We start from the raw sequence: 13739 nt of genomic DNA on the forward strand, positions 1-13739 counted from the left end.
TCAAAGCCTTGCGAACACCCCATCATATCAAATAGATATGCTTATGCCAAAATCCAGGGTCAGGTCCGGAATCCGACATGAGCTCGTGTCGGATTCCGGACCCCGGATTTCAGTCGTTGCGCATCTGCGCCTGCGAGACGTTGCTGCCGGGCGGGACGCTTTGCGTGAGCCAGACGTTGCCGCCGATGGTGGAGCCGGCGCCGATGGTGATGCGGCCCAGGATCGTCGCGCCGGCGTAGATGACGACGTCGTCCTCCACCACCGGATGGCGCGGCACGCCCTTGATCAGCGTCCCCTTTTCGTCCGCCGGGAAGCGCTTGGCGCCCAGCGTGACGTGCTGGTACAGCCGCACGCCCTGGCCGATGATGGCGGTCTCGCCGATCACCACGCCGGTGCCGTGGTCGATGAAGAAGCTGCCGCCGATCTGCGCGCCCGGGTGGATGTCGATCCCCGTCAGCGAGTGGCCGATGTCCGAGATCAGCCGCGCCAGGAACGGCGATCCAAGCCGGTGCAGCCGGTGCGCCAGCCGGTAGTACAGGATCGCGATGGTGCCCGGATAGCACAGCATGATCTCGGCCACCGAGGTCGCCGCCGGGTCGCCCGAGAACGCGGCCTGCACGTCCGAGACCAGCAAGGCCCGTATCGACGGCAGGCCCGCCGCGAATTCGCGCGTGATCGCGTGCGCCTGCTGCGTCAGCGCCTCTTCGTCGACGATGGCGTCCTTGGCCGAGAACTGCAGGCCGCGCCGCACCTGCTCCGTGAGCCGGTTCAGGGTGGTGTTCAAGGTGTCGCCGACAAAGTAGTCGATGCTCTCGTCGGTCAGGTTGGGCCGGCCGTAATGGGTCGGGAACAGCGCCGCCGACAGGCCGTTGACGATGATCGTCAACGCCTCGCGCGACGGCAGCTCGCGCACCTTGCCGTGATGGCGGATGTTGTGCGTCGCTTCGCGCGATACCCGCAGCTGCTCGATCACGCTGGCCAGGTTCCAGTGGGACGGCTTGACGCCGGTTCCATCAAATGTGTCTATCGTCATAGTGTCTCGAATAAAAACGCGGGCGTTATCGCCCATCCTGAAGCTTAATCACCGGCTCCGTCAAAACGAAAGAATGATTTCGGCCTTCGATATGCGCAATCCGCATATCGCGTAAAATGCCGGGTCTAACGAACAATACCCCTTTCATGAATATTTTGCTGACACTGCTCCTGGCCGGCCTGTCGATGGTCGGTCCGCTGGCCATCGATACCTATCTGCCGTCCTTTCCGGCCATCGCCAAGACCTTCGACGCCAGCCCGCTGCTGATCCAGCAGACCCTGAGCATGTTCCTGTTCTGCTTTGCCTTCATGATGCTGTTCTACGGGACGCTGTCCGACTCCTTCGGCCGCCGCCCCGTGATCCTGGTGTCGCTGGTGCTGTACATCGCCGCCTCCGTCGTCGCCGCGATGGCGCCGTCGATTGGCGTGCTGCTGGCCTGCCGCATCGTGCAGGGCCTGGCCGCCGGCGCCGGGTCGGTGGTGGGACGCGCGATCGTGCAGGACCGCTTCTCCGGCGCCGCCGCGCAGAAGATCCTGTCGCATATCATGATGGTGTTCGGCCTGGCGCCGGCGATCGCACCGGTGCTGGGCGGCTGGCTGCAGGTGAGCTTCGGCTGGCGCTCGATCTTCTGGTTCCTCAGCGCCTTCGGCGTCCTGATGTTCGTCGCCGTGCAGCGCGCGCTGCCGGAAAGCCTGGCCGTCAAGGACCGCCATCCGTTCCACCTCGGCGTCATCGCGAAGAACTACTGGAAGGTGCTCGGCCACCACCAGTTCCTGCTGCTGTCGATCGCGGTCGGCATGTGTTTCGCGGGCGTGGCGCTGTATATCGGCTCGGCCGCCTACTTCGTGATGAACATCCTGCACCTGCCGGAAACCGCGTTCGCGTGGATGTTCGTGCCGCTGATCAGCGGCATGGTGATCGGCTCGGCGTTGTCGGGCAAGTTCGCGCACAAGTTCTCGCGCCCGGCGCAGGTGTGGATGGGCTTTGCGATCATGATCGCGGCCGGTGCCATCAACGTCGCCTATAACTACGCCTTCGCGGCCGCCGTGCCTTGGGCCGTGATGCCGCTGTTTATCTACTCGTTCGGCCTGGCGCTGGCCATGACGCCGCTGTCGCTGATCGCGCTGGAATACTTCCCGAACAACAGCGGACTGGCGGCGTCGATGCAGTCGTTTATCCAGATGCTGCTGTTCGCGCTGGTGTCCGGCCTGGTGGCGCCGCTGCTGTTCGACAGCGCCCTGAACCTGGCCTGGGGCGTGCTGGCCAGCCTGGTGCTGAGCGTGATCGCCTGGCTGCTGGCTCAGACCGGCAAGCCGGTCACACACTAATCTCCGGGTAATCAGGGCCAGGGTGTCGGGTTCAGGTTTTCATACTGCGGCCCGCCCTGCTCCGGCTCCGGCTGGCCGTCCGCGGCCGGCTTGCCCGGCGATTGCGCCGGATTGCGCAAGCCCAGTATCTCCTTGCGCGATTCGACAAAATCGGCGCTCGACAGCGGGTGCTCCCGGTCCGGCCAGTTCTCCACCGCCCAGGCCTGCAGCTGCTCGAAGCGCTGCCATAGTTCGCTGATGAATTGGCGGCGCGTGTCTTCGTTGTCCATGTTTCCTCCTCAATATGACGCCACTCTGCGGCAAAACGGTGGCATCGTCGGTACGCAACATAACATGTAGAATGACGAATTAAACCGCTCTAAAGATCCGCTCCAATGCGCCTCACCTCATTTACCGACTACTCGTTGCGCACGCTGCTCTACCTGGCGGCCAATCGGGATCGACTGGTTACCATCCAGGACATCGCCGATCTGCATGTGATTTCCAAGAACCACCTGATGAAGGTGGTGTACCAGCTCGGACTGTCCGGCATGGTGGAGACGGTCCGCGGCCGCAATGGCGGCCTGCGCCTGGCCAAGGAGCCCAAGGACATCAATATCGGTGCGCTGGTGCGCCTGACCGAGACGGATTTCTTCATGGCCGAGTGCTTCGACCGCAGCAGCGATACCTGTCCGCTGACGCCCAACTGCAAACTCAAACACACGCTGAACGATGCCACCCGCGCCTTCCTGGCCGTGCTGGATCAGCAGACGCTGGAAGACATGCTGCCGGCCGGCGCCGCATCCGACAGCAAGCCGGTGCGCATCATGCGCAACGCCGCCAAGAGCGCGGCGCAGAACTAGAACCTAGGCCGCGTCCTGCGTCAGCTGCGGCAGGGACGCCATCAGATCCGAGAAGCGCTGCCCCTGTATCATCACGTGCTCGCGCAGCAGGCGCGCCGCCAGTTCGCCATCGCCGGCGACGATCGCCTGCACCACCCCGTCATGCTCGTTGTACGAATTGGCCAGCCGGTTGCGCACGCGTAGCTGCAGACGGCGGTAAGGCCGCAGGCGCCGGTACAGGTTGCGGGTCTGCTCGATCAGGAACTGATTGTGGCTGCCGGCGTAGATCGCCTCATGGAACACTTCGTTCTTGTAGTAGTAGGCGTCCGGCTCCTGCGCATCCAGCGCTTCCTGGCAGGCCTGGTGCGCCGCCAGCAAGGACTGCTGCTCTTCCGTCGTCATGCGCCGCGCCGCCAGCCGGCCGCAGGTCGCCTCCAGTTCCGACATCACCTCGAACATCTCCACCAGCTGCTGCGGCCCCAGCTCGGCGACGATGGCGCCGCGCCGCGGCCGTATCACCACCAGCCCCATGGACGCCAGCTGTATCAGCGTTTCGCGGACCGGCGTGCGCGAGACGCCGAAGCGCGCCGCCAGCTCGGTCTCGTCCAGATGCTGGCCAGGCTTGAGTTTGCCGACGGCAATCATTTCTTCTATTTCTTCGCGCAGGGTGGCGGAATGGGTCGTCATAGCGGTTTTGTGCTTTCTGTCTGTCTGGCTTCATTATATTTCACTTGACAATGTATTCAAGCGGGATATTCTTGTATACACAAAAAAGAATATTGCATATCGAGTGCAACAAAGATAATATTTCTGTACATCAACCCTTGGAGGACGTATGACCGCTATCACCCGCAGGTCCGTAGTTACCACCTTGGCCGCGCTGGCCGCCAGTCCGCTGCTGTCGCTGCCAGCCTGGGCGCAAAATACGACGCTCAAGATCTCCCACCAGTTCCCCGGCGGCACCGTCAAGGATGGCGACTTCCGCGACCGCCTGACCCGCATGTTCGCCGCCGAGGTGGAAAAACGCTCCAAGGGATCGCTCAAGTTCGAGATCTATCCCGGCTCTTCGCTGATGAAGACCAATGCCCAGTTCTCCTCCATGCGCAAGGGCGCGCTGGATATGTCGCTGGTGCCGCTGTCGTACGCCGGCGGCGAGGTGCCGGAGGTGAACATCGGCCTGATGCCCGGCCTGGTGACCTCCTACGAACAAGCCTACGGCTGGAAGAACGCGGAAGTGGGCAAGGAACTCAATCGCATCCTGCTTGAAAAAGGCATCGTGCTGGTGAGCTGGATCTGGCAGGCCGGCGGCGTGGCATCGCGCACCAAGCCGGTCATCGATCCGGAAGACGCCAAGGGCATGAAGATCCGCGGCGGCTCGCGCGAGATGGACCTGATCCTCAAGGCCGCCGGCGCCGCCGTGGTGTCGCTGCCGTCCAACGAGATCTACGCCGCCATGCAGACCGGCGCGATGGAAGCGGCGCTGACCTCCTCCACCTCGCTGATCTCGTTCCGCCTTGAGGAAGTGTCGAAAGCGCTGACCACCGGCCGCGCCGGCGCCTACTGGTTCATGTTCGAGCCGCTGATGATGTCCAAGGCCGCCTTCGACCGCCTGAACAAGGAACAGCAAGCCACCATCATGGCCGTCGGCGCCGAGATGGAAGCGTTCGCGATCAAATCCGCCAAGGAAGACGACCAGGCCGTGGCCGCCGTCTACCAGAAGGTCGGCGCCAAGGTGGCCGACCTGAATCCGGCCGCGCTGAAAAAATGGCAGGCCATCGCCCGCACCACGGCCTGGAAAGACTATGGCGAGAAGAACGCCAACTGCGCCAAGCTGTTGGCGCTGGCGGAGAAAACGCTATGAGCCACGGCGTAGAGCTGGCGCCGCCGCGCGGCCCCGCGCCGCCGGACAACGCCATTATCGCCGCCGCGACCGCGCTGCTGGACCGGATCAATCGCGGACTGCTGTTCCTGTCCATGATCGCGCTGGTGCTGACCGCCTTCGTGCTGACCTACTCGGTGGTGTCGCGCTACTTCTTCCATGCACCCACCGACTGGCAGGATGAAGCGTCGGTGTTCATGCTGGTCGGCGTGACCTTCTTCAGCACCGCCTACGTCCAGTACTATCGCGGCCATATCGGCATCGAAGCGGTGGCGGGCCTGCTGCCGCGCCGCGTCAACGCTGTGCGGCTGTTCGTGGTCGACCTGGTCTCGGCCCTGTTCTGCGCCTTCTTCACATGGAAGTCCTGGCTGCTGTTCCACGAAGCCTGGGTCGATGGCCAGACCACCTCGTCGACCTTCGCGCCGCCGCTGTGGATTCCGTATTCCATGATGGCCGCCGGGATGACGCTGCTGACGCTGCAGATCGTGCTGCAAACGCTGGCGCGCATGACCAACAAACCTGAATCGGAGCGCGCGGCATGAGCGACCTCACTCTTGGCGCCCTGTACGGCGCCGTCACCCTGGTGGTGATGTTTTCCGGGATGCCGATCGCCTTCGCGCTCGGCGTCGTCGCCACCGGCTTCATGTACTTCTGCATGCCGCCCTCCTCGCTCGACACGATCACCCAGAACGTGTACGAGGAAATGGCGTCGATCACGCTGCTGTCGATACCGCTGTTCATCCTGAAGGGCGCGGCCATCGGCAAGTCGCCCGCCGGCAAGGACCTGTATTCGGCCATCCACACCTGGCTGCACAAGGTGCCGGGCGGCCTGGGTATCGCCAACGTGTTCGCCTGCGCGCTGTTCGCGGCCATGGCCGGCTCCTCGCCGGCCACCTGCTCGGCCATCGGTTCGGCCGGTATTCCGGAAATGCGCAAGCGCGGCTACTCGCCGGGCTTCGCGGCCGGCATCATCGCCGCCGGCGGCACGCTGGGCATCCTGCTGCCGCCGTCGATCACCATGATCCTGTACGCGGTCGCCGCCGAGCAGTCGCTGGGCCGCCTGTTCCTGGCCGGGATCGGACCCGGCGTCCTGCTGGTGGTGCTGTTCGCCGGCTATGCCGTCTACCGCGCGCACAAGGAATACAAGGCCGCGCTGGTCATCTATGAAAAAGGCGGCGAGAAGTCGGCCTACCTGGAAGACGAACATTTCACGCTGAAGCAAAAAGTGGAAATGCTGCCGCGCGTGCTGCCCTTCATCGTGCTGCTGATCGGCGTGATGGTGGCGCTGTATGGCGGTTTCGCCACGCCGTCGGAAACGGCCGGACTGGGCGCGCTGCTGGCGCTGGTGCTGCTGGCGTCGATCTACGGCGTCTGGAAGCCGAAGGACCTGTCGCCCATCCTCAGCTCCTCGATCAAGGAATCGACCATGCTGCTGCTGATCATCGGCATGTCGCTGCTGTATTCCTACGTGATGAGCTACCTGCACATCAGCCAGTCCGCCGCCGCCTGGGTGGTCAGCCTGCACCTGTCGAAATGGCTGCTGCTGACGGTGATTTTGCTGATGGTGGTGGTTTTCGGCTTCTTCCTGCCGCCGGTTTCGATTATCCTGATGACGGCGCCGATCATCCTGCCGCCGCTGAAGGACGCGGGTTTCGACCTGATCTGGTTCGGCATCGTGATGACCGTGGTGATGGAAATGGGCCTGATCCATCCGCCGGTGGGACTGAACATATTCGTGATAAAGAACATCGCCCCGGACATTCCGCTCAAGGATGTGATCTGGGGGGTGTTCCCGTTCCTGGTGCTGATGTTCGTGGCGGTCGTGCTGCTGTGCTTCATCCCGTCCATCGCCACCGGCCTGCCTGACATGATCATGGGAGCAAAATAATGTCCTGGAATACCTTGCAGCAAAATCGCGCTGCGCGATTGCAGCGCGCCCAGGCGGCGCTGGGCAATCAGCTGGACGGCAAGAGCCTGCCGGCGGCGCGCATCGCCGATCTGCTGCACGCGGTCATCGAATGCGGCGACCGCGTTTGCCTCGAAGGCAACAACCAGAAGCAGGCCGACTTCCTCGGCCACGCGCTGGCCAACCTGGATCCGGCGCACGTCAACCAGCTGCACATGCTGCAGTCGGTGCTGGCGCTGCCGGAGCATCTGGATGTCTTCGAGCGCGGCGTCGCCTCGCGGCTGGACTTTTCGTTCTCCGGCCCGCAGGCGGCGCGGGTGGCGCGGCTGGCGTCGGCCGGCAAGCTGAATATCGGCGCCATCCACACCTACCTGGAGCTGTTCAGCCGCTACTTCATCGACCTGCCGCCGCGCGTCTGCCTGGTCGCGGCGGAAGCGGCCGACCGCCACGGCAACCTGTACACCGGCCCGAATACGGAAGACACGCCGGCCATCGTCGAAGCCACCGCCTTCAAGCAGGGCATCGTCATCGTGCAGGTCAACCAGATCGTCGACAAGGTGCCGCGCGTCGACATACCGGGCGACTGGGTGGATTTCGTCGTGCAGTCGCCGCGCCCGTACTACATCGAACCGCTGTTCACGCGCGATCCGGCGCAGATTTCGGAAATCCAGGTTTTGATGGCCATGATGGCCATCAAGGGCATCTACGCGGAATACGGCGTGCAACGCCTGAACCACGGCATCGGCTTCGACACCGCCGCCATCGAACTGCTGCTGCCGACCTATGCGGAATCGCTCGGCCTGCGCGGCAAGATCGGCAAGCACTGGGCGCTCAACCCGCACCCGGCGCTGATCCCGGCGATCGAGGCGGGCTTCGTGCAGTCGGTGCACTCCTTCGGCTCGGAGCTGGGCATGGAGGAGTATATCCACGCGCGGCCCGACGTCTTCGCCATCGGCCCGGACGGCACCATGCGCAGCAACCGCGCCCTGTGCCAGGCCGCCGGCCACTATGCCTGCGACATGTTCATCGGCTCGACCCTGCAGATCGACTTGCAGGGCAATTCGTCAACCGCGACGGCGGGCCGCATCGCCGGCTTCGGCGGCGCCTCCAACATGGGCGCCGATGCGCGCGGCCGCCGCCACGCCAGCCCGGCGTGGCTGAAAGCCGGCCAGCAGGCCCGCGAAGGCCGCAACACCATCCCGCGCGGCCAGAAGCTGGTGGTGCAGATCGTCGAGACCTTCCGCGAGCACATGCAGCCCGCCTTCGTCGAGAAGCTCGACGCCTGGGAGCTGATGGAACAAGCCAAGATGGCGATTCCGCCGGTGATGATCTACGGCGACGACGTCACCCATATCCTGACCGAGGAAGGCATCGCCAACCTGCTGCTGTGCCGCAGCGACGAGGAGCGCGAGCAGGCCATACGCGGCGTGGCGGGTTATACGCCGGTCGGCCTGGGACGCGACGCGCGCATGGTGGAAAACCTGCGCGACCGCGGCATCATCCAGCGCGCCGAGGACCTGGGCATCGACAAGCGCCTGGCCACGCGCGACCTGCTGGCCGCGCGCAACATGAAAGACCTGGTGCGCGCATCGGGCGGCCTGTATCAGCCGCCCAAGCGTTTCCGCAACTGGTAACCCCGCGCCGTCATCCTCGCGCAAGCGGGGATCCATGCTGAGTATGGATTCCCGCCTGCGCGGGAATGACAGGCCAAAGTAAAGGAATCTGAGCATGGAAACCCTGAAATACAGATTTGAACAAGGCACGCGCCGCCTGACGGCGCCACCGGAAGTGGTGGGCGTGGTCGGCTCCGGCAACCTGGAAGTGCTGATCGAACCGGCGGCGCTGGATGGCGCCTGCACCATCGAGATCACCACCGCCGCCGTCGGCTTCGGCCCGATCTGGGCTGCGGTGATGCGCGACTTCCACCAGCGCTGGCTGCTGGCCGACACCCGCATCTCGATCAACGACATGGGCGCCACGCCCGCCGTGGTCAGCCTGCGCCTCGACCAGGCCGTGCAGACCATGCTGGGAGACGCATGATGAAACACGTCGTCAGTTACCAGGAAGCGAACGCGCGCGAGCGTTTGCAGCAGCTGTTCGATCCGGGCAGTTTTGAAGAAATCCTCCCGCCGTCGGCGCGCGTCATCAGCCCGCACCTGGCGCAGCTGAACGCGCCGGTGGCGTTCGACGACGGCGTCGCCATCGGCCGCGCCATGCTGGGCGGCGTCGCCGTCTATTCGGCCGCGCAGGAAGGCGGCTTCATGGGTGGCGCGGTGGGCGAGGTCCACGGCGCCAAGCTGGTCGGCCTGCTGCGCCGCGCCGTCGTCGACAAGATCGCGGCGGTGGTGCTGCTGGTGGAATCGGGCGGCGTACGCCTGCATGAAGCCAATGCCGGCCTGATCGCGGTGTCCGAGGTGATGCGCGCCCTGCTTGACGCGCGCGCCGCCGGCATCCCGGTGATCGCGCTGGTGGGCGGCTCCAACGGCGCGTTCGGCGGCATGGGCATCGTCACGCGCTGCGCCAACGTGGTCGTGATGTCGGAGGAAGGCCGGCTGGCGATGTCCGGACCGGAAGTGATCGAGACCGCCAACGGCGTCGAGGAATTCGATTCGCGCGACCGAGCGCTGGTCTGGCGCAGCACCGGCGGCAAGCACCGCTACCTGATGGGCGACTGCCAGCGCATCGTCGCCGACGACATGCAGGCCTTCCGCGCCGCCGCGCAGGAAGCCGTGGCTGAATACGCGCGCCGGCCGGCCGCATTGACGCTGGAGGCGCTGGAAGCCGAGCAGCGGATGCTGGACGAGCGCCTGACGCGCTTCGGCGCCCTGTCCGATCCGATCGATATCTGGAGCGCGATGCGGATGCCGGAGGCGGCCAACATTCCGATGCTGGACGTGGACAGTTTTATCGCGGCGGCCGCAACGCACCGCCAGGGAGTCTGAGATGGATAGCAAAAAACTGGCTGACATGCTGTTCCCCGAGGGGCATGCGATCGTCGAGCAGGATGATTTTTTATGCGGCAGCGCGCAGGTCGGCGGCCAGGCCGTCGCGGTGATCGGCACCACCGGCCATACGCCGATCGGCGTGGAGATCGCGCTGGCGCAGGCCAAGGCGATCTTGCGCACGGTGCGCGATTATCCCGGCATGCCGATCCTGATGCTGATCGATACGCAAGGCCAGCGCCTGCGCCATCGCGACGAAATGTTGGGCATCAACAGCTACATGGCCCACTTGGGCAAGTGCGTGGACCTGGCGCGCCGCAATGGCCACAAGATCATCGGCCTGGTGTACGACCAGGCGCTGTCGGGAGGCTTCATCACCAGCGGCCTGATGGCGGATGCCTGCTACGCCCTGCCCGATGCGACCATCCGTGTCATGGGCTTGCCGGCGATGGCGCGCATCACCAAGGTGCCGGAAGAACTGCTGACCGAACTGGCCAAGGCCAACCCGGTGTTTGCGCCTGGGCCTGAGAACTACCTGCGCATGGGTGGGCTGGAGTCGATCTGGGAAGGCGACCTGGCCGCGCATCTGCAAGCGGCGCTGGCGCGGCAAAGCGACGGCGACCAGCGCAGCGCACTCGGACTGCAGCGCGGCGGACGGCGCCTGGCGCAACCGGTGATCGACGCGGTCATGACGGACGGCCATGTACATACCGCATAAATCCGAATCCGCGTCGCGCGCGCCTGGCTTTGAGCGGCACATGCTGGTCTGGCTGGAAGAAGACGGCTGGCGCGCGGTGCAGCACGCGGCCCGGAAGGAGCACAGGCCGGCGTTGAAGCTGTGGGAAGGCCAGGATTGGCCGGCCGTGGTGCGGCGCATGGATATCGGCACCCAGGACGACGAAATCTGTCTCGGCCTGCCGCTGCCGCCGGACGAGGATAGCGGCGAAAAGGTGCGCATCTCGCTGCGCGCGCATGTGGGGCATATCAGCAAGGCCGCTCCGGCGGTCGACCTGCGTGCGGCGCTGCGGTCTTCGGGGCCGTGGCGCGAGCGTTTGACGGCGCTGGAGCAGGACGCGGCCGGCATGGGTCTGCGCGTGTATGGTTCGCTGGCGATGCAGGCGCTGACCGGCTTGCTGTACGTGTCGCCGTCGTCGGACGTGGATGTGCTGTTCCATCCGACCAGCCGCAAGCAGCTCGATGACGGCGTCGCCCTGCTGTCGCGGCATGCCGCGCAACTGCCGCTCGACGGCGAGATCGTCTTCCCTGGCGGGCAGGCGGTATCGTGGAAGGAGTGGCGCATGGCGATGGCGCATCCGGCCAAGGTGATCGTCAAGGAGCTGTTGTCGGTGCGGCTGGCCGATATCGCGTCGCTGCTGGCGACGCTGGAGGACGTGTGATGCGCGCCTCTCAGGCTGCCGCGCTTGCGGCCGCGCGCACCTCGCCGCGGCCGGCTCAGCACACCACCGCGCCGGTGCGGGCCACCCGCGCCGCGCGGCTCGCGTTCGCCCGCGACATGGCGCGGCTGGCCGTGCGCAGCCTGCACGAGGAGCTGTGCCTGTATCCCAAGCCCGGTCTGGTGTCGCCGGTCGATAACGGCAGCCATGACGACATGGACGCCGCCACCTTCATGCGCAGCCTGTTCTCGCTGCGGCACTATTTCAAGAAAATCTGTTTGGCGGGATGGGACGATGCGCCGTTCGCGCAACTGAAGCTGTTGGGCATCGCGGCGGAGGCGGCGATGCTGAAGGCGACGCGCGGCATCAACACGCATCGCGGCGCGATCTTCAGCCTCGGCATGCTGTGCGCCACCGCCGGCCGCGCCCGCGCGCAAGGCACGCCGATGACGCCGGCCGCCCTGCGTGCCGCGATGTTGATACGCTGGGGCGAGGAACTCGCCATGCATGCCGTCCCCACCACCGCCCCACCGACCGCCGCAACGGCCATGCCGGACGCGCCACCGCTCAGCAACGGGCTACGCGTCGCGGCGCAATACGCGGCGAGCGGCGCGCGTGAGGAAGGCGCGCTTGGCCTGCCCTCCGTGTTTGAAATCGGCGTCCCCGCCCTGCTAGCCTCGCGCACGCGCGGCGCCAGCATGACGCATGCCCGCATCGACACGCTGTTCGCCCTGATGGCCCATATCAGCGACAGCAACGTCTACCACCGCGCCGGCCCGCAAGGCGCGCAGACCGTGCGCTCGCACGCCCAGCGCTTCATCGACCTTGGCGGCACCGCCAACGCCGGCTGGCGCGCCGAAGCGCTGGAAAGCCATCGCGTCTTCGTTGATCAACGCCTGTCGCCGGGCGGCGCCGCCGACCTGCTGGCCGCCAGTTGCCTGGTGCACGCCATCGCCGCACTGAAATGAGCCGCGCCCGACTGCTCCTGCTGTGCCCCGGCCAGGGTGGCCAGCATCCCGGCATGTTCGACCTGGCCCGCACCAGCCCCGCCGCCGCCGCCCTGCTCGACCGCCTGGCGCCGTCCACCGCCCCGGGCGCGGATACGGGCGACATCTTCGCCAACCACCGCGCGCAGTCGCTGATCGTCGCCGCCACGCTCGGCATGTGGGAAGCCATCCGCGAATTCACGCCACAGCCCGCGCTGGTGGCCGGCTACAGCATCGGCGAGCTGGCGGGCTACGGCGTCGCCGGCGCGCTAAGGGCCGAAGCCGCCCTAGCCCTCGCCGCCCGCCGCGCGCAACTGATGGACGACAGCCTGGCCCGCCATCCCGGCCAGGCACTGGTGACCATCACCGGCCTGACGCTGCAAGCCGCCGCAACGCTCGCCGCCAGCCACGGCTACCGGATCAGCATAGAAACCGGCGACGACAGCTGCGTCGCCGGCGGCCCCGCCGCCGCCGCGCCAGCGCTGGAACAAGCGGTGGTGGCGGCCGGAGGCCGCAGCCGCCGCCTGCCGGTGGAAGTCGCATCGCATACACACTATATGGAAAGCGCGGTCGCGCCGTTTGCCGAAGCGCTGCGCCAGGCGGATTTCAGCGCCATGAACGCGCCGGTCCTGGCCGGCATCAGCGCGGCCGCCGTCAGCGACAAGGCGCAGGCGGTCGAACTGCTATCGCGCCAGCTGGCCGAAAAAATCCGCTGGCTGGCCTGCATGGACGCCGCCGCCGAGGCGGGCATCACCTACGCGCTGGAACTCGGTCCCGGCAACGCGCTCTCGCGCATGCTGCAAAGCCGCCATCCGCACATCAACACCCGCTCGGTGGCCGACTTCCGCACGCTGGACGGCATCCGCAAATGGCTGGCGCGCGCCGCCGAAGACTGATCAGCGATTGTTCTGCGTCGCCCACGCGACGATATTGGACGCATCCATCGCCCCCGGCTGGCGCGCCACTTCACGCCCTCCCTTGAACAGGGCCAGCGTCGGAATGCTGCGGATCGCAAAGCGCGCGCCCAGATCCTGCGATTCCTCGGTATTGACCTTCACCACGCGGAACCGCGGCTCCAGCCGCTGCGTGGCCTGCGCGTAAAACGGTGCCATGGTCCTGCAGGGACCGCACCACGGCGCCCAGAAATCGACCAGCACCGGAATATCGCTGCGTTCGATATGCTTGAGGAAGCGCGCGCTCGACAAGTCCAGCGGCTGGCCGGTGAACAGCGCCTTCTGGCACTTGCCGCACACCGGTTGCTCCGCCAGTTTGGCGGCAGGCACGCGATTGACCGCATCGCAATGCGGACAGACTATATGCAGCGACTCGGGCTGCGCGGCGGCGGAATTCGTCATCTTTATCTCCAGACAGCAACAAGCCGACCATGATAAAGCAAGGACGCAAAAAATGCCGCGCCACGCGAAGGGAGATCGCGTGTGCGGCCAAATCA

16 protein-coding genes are annotated in these 13739 nt (G+C 65.8%); 12 read left to right on the plus strand and 4 right to left on the minus strand.

The window, feature by feature from the left end; genetic code table 11:
- Nucleotides 1-109: 109 nt before the first annotated feature.
- Nucleotides 110-1033: a serine O-acetyltransferase EpsC gene (gene epsC / locus ACEN9F_RS06000; protein ID WP_413418809.1), complete on the minus strand. Its 924-nt coding sequence runs from the start codon at nucleotides 1031-1033 to the stop codon at nucleotides 110-112.
- 146 nt (nucleotides 1034-1179) lie between these two features.
- Between epsC and ACEN9F_RS06005 the strand changes: the two genes are divergently transcribed.
- Nucleotides 1180-2361 carry a multidrug effflux MFS transporter gene (locus ACEN9F_RS06005; protein ID WP_413418811.1) on the plus strand — a complete coding sequence of 394 codons (1182 nt, stop codon included), beginning with the start codon at nucleotides 1180-1182 and terminating at the stop codon, nucleotides 2359-2361.
- 11 nt (nucleotides 2362-2372) lie between these two features.
- Here ACEN9F_RS06005 and ACEN9F_RS06010 read toward each other — a convergent pair whose 3' ends face one another.
- Nucleotides 2373-2630: a hypothetical protein gene (locus ACEN9F_RS06010; protein WP_413418813.1), complete on the minus strand. Its 258-nt coding sequence runs from the start codon at nucleotides 2628-2630 to the stop codon at nucleotides 2373-2375.
- A 105-nt stretch (nucleotides 2631-2735) separates the two neighbouring features.
- On the opposite strand from ACEN9F_RS06010, the gene ACEN9F_RS06015 reads away from it, so the two are divergent.
- On the plus strand, nucleotides 2736-3203 hold the full coding sequence (locus ACEN9F_RS06015; RefSeq protein WP_413418815.1) for an RrF2 family transcriptional regulator: 468 nt from the start codon (nucleotides 2736-2738) through the stop codon (nucleotides 3201-3203).
- Between the two features lie 3 nt (nucleotides 3204-3206).
- Here the strand turns inward: ACEN9F_RS06015 and ACEN9F_RS06020 are convergent, their stop codons facing one another.
- The gene (locus ACEN9F_RS06020) at nucleotides 3207-3869 is read right to left on the minus strand and encodes a GntR family transcriptional regulator (RefSeq protein WP_413418817.1); all 663 of its coding nucleotides are present in this window, start codon (nucleotides 3867-3869) and stop codon (nucleotides 3207-3209) included.
- A 148-nt stretch (nucleotides 3870-4017) separates the two neighbouring features.
- On the opposite strand from ACEN9F_RS06020, the gene dctP reads away from it, so the two are divergent.
- The 10 genes from dctP to ACEN9F_RS06070 all read left to right on the plus strand — a co-directional run bounded on the left by dctP (nucleotide 4018) and on the right by ACEN9F_RS06070 (nucleotide 13185).
- Complete coding sequence (dctP, locus tag ACEN9F_RS06025) at nucleotides 4018-5043, plus strand: TRAP transporter substrate-binding protein DctP (RefSeq protein WP_413418819.1); 1026 nt, start codon at nucleotides 4018-4020, stop codon at nucleotides 5041-5043.
- Nucleotides 5040-5603 (plus strand): TRAP transporter small permease, encoded by a 564-nt coding sequence (locus tag ACEN9F_RS06030; RefSeq protein ID WP_413418821.1) that lies wholly within the window; start codon nucleotides 5040-5042, stop codon nucleotides 5601-5603. The genes dctP and ACEN9F_RS06030 overlap by 4 nt, the downstream gene beginning before the upstream one ends.
- Complete coding sequence (locus ACEN9F_RS06035) at nucleotides 5600-6949, plus strand: TRAP transporter large permease (protein WP_413418823.1); 1350 nt, start codon at nucleotides 5600-5602, stop codon at nucleotides 6947-6949. The genes ACEN9F_RS06030 and ACEN9F_RS06035 overlap by 4 nt, the downstream gene beginning before the upstream one ends.
- The gene (mdcA, locus tag ACEN9F_RS06040; protein ID WP_413418825.1) at nucleotides 6949-8601 is read left to right on the plus strand and encodes a malonate decarboxylase subunit alpha; all 1653 of its coding nucleotides are present in this window, start codon (nucleotides 6949-6951) and stop codon (nucleotides 8599-8601) included. Before ACEN9F_RS06035 ends, mdcA begins: the two co-directional genes overlap by 1 nt.
- A 94-nt stretch (nucleotides 8602-8695) precedes the next feature.
- Complete coding sequence (gene mdcC / locus ACEN9F_RS06045) at nucleotides 8696-9007, plus strand: malonate decarboxylase acyl carrier protein (protein ID WP_413418827.1); 312 nt, start codon at nucleotides 8696-8698, stop codon at nucleotides 9005-9007.
- Nucleotides 9007-9909, plus strand: a complete 903-nt coding sequence (locus ACEN9F_RS06050) for a biotin-independent malonate decarboxylase subunit beta (protein WP_413426982.1) — start codon at nucleotides 9007-9009, stop codon at nucleotides 9907-9909. Before mdcC ends, ACEN9F_RS06050 begins: the two co-directional genes overlap by 1 nt.
- 1 nt (nucleotide 9910) lies before the next feature.
- Nucleotides 9911-10627: a biotin-independent malonate decarboxylase subunit gamma gene (gene mdcE, locus ACEN9F_RS06055; protein WP_413418828.1), complete on the plus strand. Its 717-nt coding sequence runs from the start codon at nucleotides 9911-9913 to the stop codon at nucleotides 10625-10627.
- Nucleotides 10611-11306, plus strand: a complete 696-nt coding sequence (mdcG, locus tag ACEN9F_RS06060) for a malonate decarboxylase holo-[acyl-carrier-protein] synthase (protein ID WP_413418830.1) — start codon at nucleotides 10611-10613, stop codon at nucleotides 11304-11306. The genes mdcE and mdcG overlap by 17 nt, the downstream gene beginning before the upstream one ends.
- Nucleotides 11306-12271, plus strand: a complete 966-nt coding sequence (gene mdcB, locus ACEN9F_RS06065; protein ID WP_413426984.1) for a triphosphoribosyl-dephospho-CoA synthase MdcB — start codon at nucleotides 11306-11308, stop codon at nucleotides 12269-12271. Before mdcG ends, mdcB begins: the two co-directional genes overlap by 1 nt.
- The gene (locus ACEN9F_RS06070; protein WP_413418832.1) at nucleotides 12268-13185 is read left to right on the plus strand and encodes an acyltransferase domain-containing protein; all 918 of its coding nucleotides are present in this window, start codon (nucleotides 12268-12270) and stop codon (nucleotides 13183-13185) included. Before mdcB ends, ACEN9F_RS06070 begins: the two co-directional genes overlap by 4 nt.
- Here ACEN9F_RS06070 and trxC read toward each other — a convergent pair whose 3' ends face one another.
- A complete protein-coding gene (gene trxC, locus ACEN9F_RS06075) occupies nucleotides 13186-13644 on the minus strand; it encodes a thioredoxin TrxC (protein ID WP_413418834.1) in 459 nt (152 codons plus the stop codon). It lies immediately after the preceding gene.
- Nucleotides 13645-13739 lie beyond the last annotated feature (95 nt).

It is taken from the genome of Duganella sp. CT11-25, assembly GCF_047302815.1.
Taxonomy (GTDB): Bacteria; Pseudomonadota; Gammaproteobacteria; order Burkholderiales; family Burkholderiaceae_D; genus Rugamonas.

What these genes read in the sequence shown, in the direction of transcription:
- epsC (WP_413418809.1), bottom strand. Translation starts at nt 1,033, where the DNA reads ATGACGATAGACACATTTGATGGAACCGGCGTCAAGCCGTCCCACTGG.
- ACEN9F_RS06005 (WP_413418811.1), top strand. Translation starts at nt 1,180, where the DNA reads ATGAATATTTTGCTGACACTGCTCCTGGCCGGCCTGTCGATGGTCGGT.
- ACEN9F_RS06010 (WP_413418813.1), bottom strand. Translation starts at nt 2,630, where the DNA reads ATGGACAACGAAGACACGCGCCGCCAATTCATCAGCGAACTATGGCAG.
- ACEN9F_RS06015 (WP_413418815.1), top strand. Translation starts at nt 2,736, where the DNA reads ATGCGCCTCACCTCATTTACCGACTACTCGTTGCGCACGCTGCTCTAC.
- ACEN9F_RS06020 (WP_413418817.1), bottom strand. Translation starts at nt 3,869, where the DNA reads ATGACGACCCATTCCGCCACCCTGCGCGAAGAAATAGAAGAAATGATT.
- dctP (WP_413418819.1), top strand. Translation starts at nt 4,018, where the DNA reads ATGACCGCTATCACCCGCAGGTCCGTAGTTACCACCTTGGCCGCGCTG.
- ACEN9F_RS06030 (WP_413418821.1), top strand. Translation starts at nt 5,040, where the DNA reads ATGAGCCACGGCGTAGAGCTGGCGCCGCCGCGCGGCCCCGCGCCGCCG.
- ACEN9F_RS06035 (WP_413418823.1), top strand. Translation starts at nt 5,600, where the DNA reads ATGAGCGACCTCACTCTTGGCGCCCTGTACGGCGCCGTCACCCTGGTG.
- mdcA (WP_413418825.1), top strand. Translation starts at nt 6,949, where the DNA reads ATGTCCTGGAATACCTTGCAGCAAAATCGCGCTGCGCGATTGCAGCGC.
- mdcC (WP_413418827.1), top strand. Translation starts at nt 8,696, where the DNA reads ATGGAAACCCTGAAATACAGATTTGAACAAGGCACGCGCCGCCTGACG.
- ACEN9F_RS06050 (WP_413426982.1), top strand. Translation starts at nt 9,007, where the DNA reads ATGAAACACGTCGTCAGTTACCAGGAAGCGAACGCGCGCGAGCGTTTG.
- mdcE (WP_413418828.1), top strand. Translation starts at nt 9,911, where the DNA reads ATGGATAGCAAAAAACTGGCTGACATGCTGTTCCCCGAGGGGCATGCG.
- mdcG (WP_413418830.1), top strand. Translation starts at nt 10,611, where the DNA reads ATGTACATACCGCATAAATCCGAATCCGCGTCGCGCGCGCCTGGCTTT.
- mdcB (WP_413426984.1), top strand. Translation starts at nt 11,306, where the DNA reads ATGCGCGCCTCTCAGGCTGCCGCGCTTGCGGCCGCGCGCACCTCGCCG.
- ACEN9F_RS06070 (WP_413418832.1), top strand. Translation starts at nt 12,268, where the DNA reads ATGAGCCGCGCCCGACTGCTCCTGCTGTGCCCCGGCCAGGGTGGCCAG.
- trxC (WP_413418834.1), bottom strand. Translation starts at nt 13,644, where the DNA reads ATGACGAATTCCGCCGCCGCGCAGCCCGAGTCGCTGCATATAGTCTGT.